Raw genomic sequence first — 6,984 nt, forward strand, 5'->3', positions numbered from 1 at the left:
AGGAAGCAGAGGATGGCCGAGCTGACCATCTCGACGGAGGAGATCCGCGGCGCCCTGGAGCGCTACGTCTCCTCCTACACGGCCGACGTCTCCCGTGAGGAGGTCGGCACCGTCGCCGACGCCGGCGACGGCATCGCCCACGTCGAGGGTCTCCCCTCGACCATGACCAACGAGCTCCTGGAGTTCGAGGACGGCACGCTCGGCGTGGCGCTGAACCTCGACGTCCGGGAGATCGGTGTCGTCGTCCTCGGTGACTTCGGCGGGATCGAAGAGGGTCAGCGCGTCAAGCGCACCGGCCGGGTGCTCTCGGTGCCGGTCGGTGACGCGTTCCTCGGCCGCGTGGTCAACGCGCTCGGCGAGCCGATCGACGCCATCGGCGACATCGCCAACGAGGGCTTCCGCGAGCTGGAGCTGCAGGCCCCGAACGTGATGGCCCGGCAGTCCGTCTTCGAGCCGCTGCAGACCGGCATCAAGGCCATCGACGCGATGACCCCGGTCGGCCGCGGCCAGCGCCAGCTCATCATCGGTGACCGGAAGACCGGCAAGACCACCGTCGCGCTGGACGCCATCCTCAACCAGCGGGACAACTGGCGCTCCGGCGACCCGACCAAGCAGGTCCGCTGCATCTACGTCGCGATCGGCCAGAAGGCCTCCACCATCGCCTCCATCAAGGGGACGCTGGAGGAGGCCGGCGCGATGGAATACACCACCATCGTCGCCTCCCCGGCCTCCGACCCGGCCGGCTTCAAGTACCTCGCGCCCTACACCGGCTCGTCCATCGGGCAGCACTGGATGTACGGCGGCAAGCACGTCCTGATCGTCTTCGACGACCTGAGCAAGCAGGCCGAGGCGTACCGCGCCGTGTCGCTGCTGCTGCGCCGCCCGCCGGGCCGTGAGGCCTACCCGGGTGACGTCTTCTACCTGCACTCCCGCCTGCTGGAGCGCTGCGCCAAGCTCTCCGACGAGCTGGGCGGTGGCTCGATGACCGGTCTGCCGATCATCGAGACCAAGGCGAACGACATCTCGGCGTTCATCCCGACCAACGTCATCTCGATCACCGACGGCCAGATCTTCCTCGAGACCGACCTGTTCAACCAGGGCGTCCGGCCGGCCATCAACGTCGGCACCTCGGTCTCCCGGGTCGGTGGCGCCGCGCAGGTGAAGCCGATGAAGAAGGTCGCCGGCTCGCTGCGGCTCAACCTGGCCCAGTTCCGTGAGCTGGAGGCGTTCGCCGCCTTCGCCTCCGACCTGGACCGCGCCTCGCAGAACCAGCTCGCCCGTGGTTCCCGGCTGGTCGAGCTGCTCAAGCAGCCGAACTACTCGCCGTACCCGGTCAACGAGCAGGTCGTCTCCGTCTGGGCCGGCACCGAGGGCAAGCTGGACGACGTCCCGGTCGGCGAGGTCCGCCGCTTCGAGTCGGAGTTCCTGCAGTACCTCCGGCACAAGCACGAGGGCGTGCTGGCCTCGATCGCGGACAACAAGTGGGGCGACGACATCATCTCCTCGCTGGACTCGGCGATCACCGAGTTCAAGCAGGTCTTCCTGGGCAAGGAGGACGAGGTCCGCGTCAACGAGGCCCCGGCCGAGCCGCTGGAGGGGGAGCAGACCCGCGAGACGGTGACCCGCTTCCGCGACGGCACCACCGACCGCCCGGCCGAGAGCTGATCCGATGGCCGCCCAGGTACGCGTTCTCCGACAGCGGATCCGTTCCGCCAAGGGGATGAAGAAGATCACCAAGGCGATGGAGCTCGTCGCGACGAGCCGCATCGCCAAGGCCCAGGCCAAGGTGGCGGCCTCGCTGCCGTACGCCGAGGCGATCACCGGCGTGCTGACGGCGCTGGCCTCGAACGCGCGGATCGACCACCCGCTGCTCACCCCGCGCGAGCGGGTGCGGCGGGCGGGCGTCCTGCTGGTCACGGCCGACCGTGGCCTGGCCGGCGGGTACAGCTCGAACGCGATCCGGACCGCCGAGTCGCTGATCGCCCGGCTGCGCGCCGACGGCAAGGAGCCGGTGCTCTACGTCATCGGCCGCAAGGGCGTGGCGTTCTACCGGTTCCGCAACCGGGAGATCGCCGGGAGCTGGACCGGTTTCTCCGAGCAGCCGTCGTTCGACGACGCCCGCGAGGTCGGTGACACGCTGATCAAGGCGTTCACCGCCGGCGCGGACGACACCGACGGCCACGCCGGCGCGGACGGGATCCTCGGCGTGGACGAGTTGCACATCGTCTACACCGAGTTCAAGTCCCTGATGACGCAGAACCCGGTGACCCGGATCGTCGGTCCGATGCAGGTCGAGGACCGGCCCCGGTCCGAGGGGCTGCTGCCGGCGTACGAGTTCGAGCCGGAGCCGGAGTCGCTGCTCGACGCGCTGCTGCCGAAGTACATCAACACGCGGATCTACGCGGCGTTGCTGGAGTCGGCGGCGAGTGAGTCGGCCGCCCGTCGGCGGGCGATGAAGAGCGCCACCGACAACGCCGAAGAGATGATCGAGAAGTACACGCGTGAGATGAACTCGGCCCGTCAGGCCGGGATCACCCAGGAGATCAGTGAGATCGTCGGCGGCGCGAACGCGCTTGCCGCGTCGGGAAGTGAAGTGTGATGACTGTATCCGCAGTTGAGACCAAGACGGCCACGGGTCGCGTGGTCCGGGTCATCGGCCCGGTCGTCGACGCCGAGTTCCCGCGCGACGCCATGCCGGACCTGTTCAACGCCCTGCACGTGGACGTGACGCTCTCCGGTGGCGAGAAGACGCTGACCCTGGAGGTCGCCCAGCACCTGGGTGACAACCTGGTTCGTGCCATCTCGATGCAGCCGACCGACGGCCTGGTCCGGGGTGCCGACGTCCGCGACACCGGCGCGCCGATCAGCGTGCCGGTGGGCGACGCGGTCAAGGGCCACGTGTTCAACGCGATCGGCGAGTGCCTCAACCTCACCGAGGGCGAGACCATCCAGGCCGACGACCGGTGGGGCATCCACCGCAAGGCTCCGGCCTTCGCGGACCTGGAGCCGAAGACCGAGATGCTGGAGACCGGCATCAAGGTCATCGACCTGCTCGCCCCGTACGTCAAGGGCGGCAAGATCGGCCTGTTCGGCGGCGCGGGCGTGGGCAAGACGGTGCTCATCCAGGAGATGATCACCCGAGTGGCCCGGAACTTCGGTGGTACCTCGGTCTTCGCCGGCGTGGGTGAGCGCACCCGTGAGGGCAACGACCTCATCGCCGAGATGACCGAGTCGGGCGTCATCGACAAGACCGCGCTGGTCTACGGCCAGATGGACGAGCCGCCGGGCACCCGGCTGCGGGTCGCGCTGTCGGCCCTGACCATGGCGGAGTACTTCCGTGACGTGAAGAAGCAGGAGGTGCTGCTCTTCATCGACAACATCTTCCGCTTCACCCAGGCCGGCTCCGAGGTCTCCACGCTGCTCGGCCGGATGCCGAGCGCCGTGGGTTACCAGCCGACCCTGGCCGACGAGATGGGCGAGCTCCAGGAGCGGATCACCTCCGTCCGGGGCCAGGCCATCACCTCGATGCAGGCGATCTACGTGCCCGCCGACGACTACACCGACCCGGCGCCGGCCACCACGTTCGCCCACCTCGACGCGACCACCAACCTGGAGCGGTCGATCTCCGACAAGGGCATCTACCCGGCCGTGGACCCGCTGGCGTCCTCGTCCCGGATCCTCGCCCCGGAGTTCGTCGGCGAGGACCACTTCGCCGTCGCCACCGAGGTGAAGCGGATCCTGCAGCGCTACAAGGACCTGCAGGACATCATCGCCATCCTCGGCATCGAGGAGCTCTCCGAGGAGGACAAGCTCACCGTCGGCCGCGCCCGCCGGATCGAGCGGTTCCTCTCGCAGAACACCTACGCGGCCGAGCAGTTCACCGGCGTCCCGGGCTCGACGGTGCCGATCGCGGAGACCATCGACGCCTTCCGCCGGATCAGCGAGGGGGAGTTCGACCACTTCCCGGAGCAGGCGTTCTTCATGTGCGGTGGCCTGGAGGACCTCAAGGCCAAGGCCGAGGAGCTGATGGCCGAGGAGGGCTGAGAGCCCGCTCACACCACGAGGGCCGTCCCGACGAGATGTCGGGGCGGCCTTCGCCCGTTCCGGGCCGTCCAGGTGCCGGATGCCCGCTTCGCCGGCAGGCGGTTCGCCGACGGGCGCGGTACCGTTCGTGACACGAATTCGCGTCACCAGCGTTGATCTCTGCAACCAAACGGACTCCCGCGCCCGTCTCCTCTCATGGGTGCGACGATTGGAGATGCTCGTGGGTAAGGGCGACGGCGTGGATCGCGGCAAGCGGTCCATGTGGCGTGGCGTGCCCCGGTGGGCCCGGGTCTGCACCATCCTCGGCATCGTCATGGTGGTGCTCAGCGGCTCGGTGCTGCTCGGCTACCACACGCTCGTCGCGCGCTACGAGGGCTCGGTCGGCAAGGGCGACCTCTTCGGCGACCAGGCGGCCGGCGCGTCGGAGAAGAAGAGCAACATCAAGGGGCCGCTCAACATCCTTTTGGTCGGCGTCGACCCGCGTACCCCGACGGCCCGGCCGCTCTCCGACTCGATCATGATTCTGCACGTGCCGGCGGGCATGGACCGGGGCTACCTCTTCTCGCTCCCCCGTGACCTGCGGGTGGACATCCCGGCCTTCCCGAAGGCCGACTACCGCGGCGGCAACGACCGGATCAACGCCGCCATGTCGCACGGCAGCAACGTGCCGGGCAAGGACCCGAGCGCCGCGCAGGGCTTCGAGCTGCTCGCCAAGACGGTCCAGGGGGTCACCGGCATCAAGCGGTTCGACGCCGGCGCGATCATCAACTTCAGCGGATTCAAGAAGATCGTGGACGCCATGGGCGGCGTCGACATGTACATCGAGCGCGACGTGAAGTCCGAGCACCTCAAGCCGGACGGCTCGGCCCGCCAGCTCAAGCCCGGCGGCGGGGGTTACCTCGGCCCGCAGGCCCGCTACCAGAAGGGCGACGCCCACCTCAACGGCTGGCAGGCGCTGGACTACGTCCGGCAGCGCTACCCGAAGAACGGCGTGCCGGACGCGGACTACGGCCGGCAGCGGCACCAGCAGCAGTTCGTCAAGGCGATGGTGAGCCAGGCGTTCAGCGCCGACGTGGTGTCCAACCCGGTCAAGCTGGACCGGGTGCTGCGCGCCGCCGGGCAGTCGCTGATCTTCAACGGCCGGGGCAACAGCGTCGTCGACTTCGGGCTCGCGCTGAAGGACATCCGACCCGACGCGATCGAGACGATCAAGCTGCCTGGCGGCCCGATCGGCAGCGGCAGCGCCTACCGGGGCGAGGAACTGCTCGCCCCGTCCGACGACTTCTTCGCCGCGCTGCGCACCGACCAGTTGGACGCGTTCCTGCTGGAGCACCCCGACTTCAAGCAGAAGACCAAGTAGCCTGGGCGGGTGCGGAGCGTCGTGTTCCGGCTCTCACCACCCGCCTTGGGTGGGCGACGGGCGCGCGACTAGACTTTCGACAATCCGCCGCCGCAGCAAGGAGACAGCGTGGCACAGCAGCTTCACGTCGAGCTCGTAGCCGTCGAGGAGAAGGTCTGGTCCGGTGAGGCCGAAATGGTCGTCGCCCGGACGACCGAGGGTGAGCTCGGTGTGCTGCCGGGGCACGCGCCGTTGCTCGGCCAGCTCGCGGAGCCCAGCCAGGTGCGCATCAAGCAGGCCGGCGGCCAGCAGGTCGCGTACGACGTCGCCGGCGGCTTCCTGTCGGTGACCGGCGAGGGCGTGACCGTCCTGGCCGAGAGCGCCACCCCGGCCACTCCGGCCCGCTGAGCCGACCCGCCGATGGAGATCGTGGAAGGGATCGGAATCGGCGTCGCGGTAGTCGTCGTCGCGCTCCTGATCCTCTTCATCCGGCGGGCGCTCTTCACCCGTAGCGGGGGCATCATCCGGCTGAGCGTCCGGGTGACCACCGTTCTCGACGGTCGCGGCTGGTCGCCCGGCTTCGGCCGGTTCGCGGGCGACCAGCTTCGCTGGTACCGCATGTTCAGCTTCGCGTTGCGTCCGAAGCGGGTCCTCTCCCGCAAGGGGCTCGCGGTGGAGCGACGCCGGTTGCCCGAGGGGCAGGAGCGCTTCTCCATGCCGGCCGACTGGGTGATCCTGCGCTGCACCAGCGACCACGCTCCGGTCGAGATCGCCATGGCGCGGTCCACGGTGACCGGCTTCCTCTCCTGGCTCGAGGCCGCCCCTCCGGGGGCGGTCTCGCCGCGTATGGCCTCCCAGGACTGGCCCGCCGCCTGACCATCCCTCGCGTCGATCGGGTAGTTGTCGCCCCGCCGTACCCCAACGGGTCCGGCCTGTCGCGGCCGCTCCTACGAGACCGGCGCCGCCGTTCCCGGCCGCCCGACACCCCGTGGTGTTCCAGTGACGCTTCAAGAGGCTGCCGGGCGGAGCGCCATGGGTGTCTGCGCGGGCTTGAGGCACCCGTGGTGTTCCGGTGACGCTTCGGTGGGCTGCCGGGTGGAACGCGGTGGATGTCTGCGCGGGCTTGAGACACCCATAGTGTTCCAGTGACGCTTCGGTGGGCTGGTGGGTGGAACGCGGTGGGTGTCTGCGCGGGCTTGAGACACCCATGGTGTTCCAGTCGTGCCTCGGTGGGTCGGTGGGTGGAACGTCGTGGGTGTCTCGGAGGGCTTGAGGCACCCATGGTGTTCCAGTGACGCCTCGGTGGGCTGCCGGGTGGAACGCGGTGGGTGTCTGCGCGGGCTTGAGGCACCCGTGGTGTTCCGGTGACGCCTCGGTGCGCTGGTGGGTGGAGCGTCATGGGTGTCTCCGGGGCCGGGATGCACCCGTGGTGTTCCGGTCGGTGGGCCGGGCCGGGCGGGGTGTGCCGGTGGTATCTGCCCGGGTGGGTGTGATGTCCGGTTCGGGGGTGGTGGGTGGCACCCTGGTGGCGGAATCGTTGGTGGGGGCGGGGCGTTGTAACCCGGTGAACGACCGAGGAAGACGAACCTCCACGGCCCCGC

At 69.3% G+C, this 6,984-nt stretch carries 6 protein-coding genes; all 6 read left to right on the forward strand.

What is annotated here, in order from left to right:
• Nucleotides 1-12: 12 nt before the first annotated feature.
• The 6 genes from atpA to ACIA5A_RS28370 all read left to right on the forward strand — a co-directional run bounded on the left by atpA (nucleotide 13) and on the right by ACIA5A_RS28370 (nucleotide 6,259).
• The gene (atpA, locus tag ACIA5A_RS28345) at nucleotides 13-1,665 is read left to right on the forward strand and encodes a F0F1 ATP synthase subunit alpha (RefSeq protein WP_181570031.1); all 1,653 of its coding nucleotides are present in this window, start codon (nucleotides 13-15) and stop codon (nucleotides 1,663-1,665) included.
• A 4-nt stretch (nucleotides 1,666-1,669) separates the two neighbouring features.
• A complete protein-coding gene (locus ACIA5A_RS28350) occupies nucleotides 1,670-2,599 on the forward strand; it encodes a F0F1 ATP synthase subunit gamma (RefSeq protein ID WP_181570030.1) in 930 nt (309 codons plus the stop codon).
• Nucleotides 2,599-4,044 carry a F0F1 ATP synthase subunit beta gene (gene atpD, locus ACIA5A_RS28355; protein ID WP_396767489.1) on the forward strand — a complete coding sequence of 482 codons (1,446 nt, stop codon included), beginning with the start codon at nucleotides 2,599-2,601 and terminating at the stop codon, nucleotides 4,042-4,044. The genes ACIA5A_RS28350 and atpD overlap by 1 nt, the downstream gene beginning before the upstream one ends.
• A 214-nt stretch (nucleotides 4,045-4,258) precedes the next feature.
• Nucleotides 4,259-5,404, forward strand: coding sequence for an LCP family protein (locus tag ACIA5A_RS28360; protein WP_396767490.1), 1,146 nt, complete (start codon nucleotides 4,259-4,261; stop codon nucleotides 5,402-5,404).
• 108 nt (nucleotides 5,405-5,512) lie between these two features.
• Complete coding sequence (locus tag ACIA5A_RS28365) at nucleotides 5,513-5,791, forward strand: F0F1 ATP synthase subunit epsilon (RefSeq protein WP_089012816.1); 279 nt, start codon at nucleotides 5,513-5,515, stop codon at nucleotides 5,789-5,791.
• Nucleotides 5,792-5,803: 12 nt separating this feature from the next.
• The gene (locus ACIA5A_RS28370) at nucleotides 5,804-6,259 is read left to right on the forward strand and encodes a DUF2550 domain-containing protein (RefSeq protein ID WP_396767491.1); all 456 of its coding nucleotides are present in this window, start codon (nucleotides 5,804-5,806) and stop codon (nucleotides 6,257-6,259) included.
• Nucleotides 6,260-6,984: the final 725 nt, after the last annotated feature.

Source organism: Micromonospora sp. NPDC051300, assembly GCF_044455315.1.
Lineage (GTDB): Bacteria > Actinomycetota > Actinomycetes > Mycobacteriales > Micromonosporaceae > Micromonospora > Micromonospora robiginosa.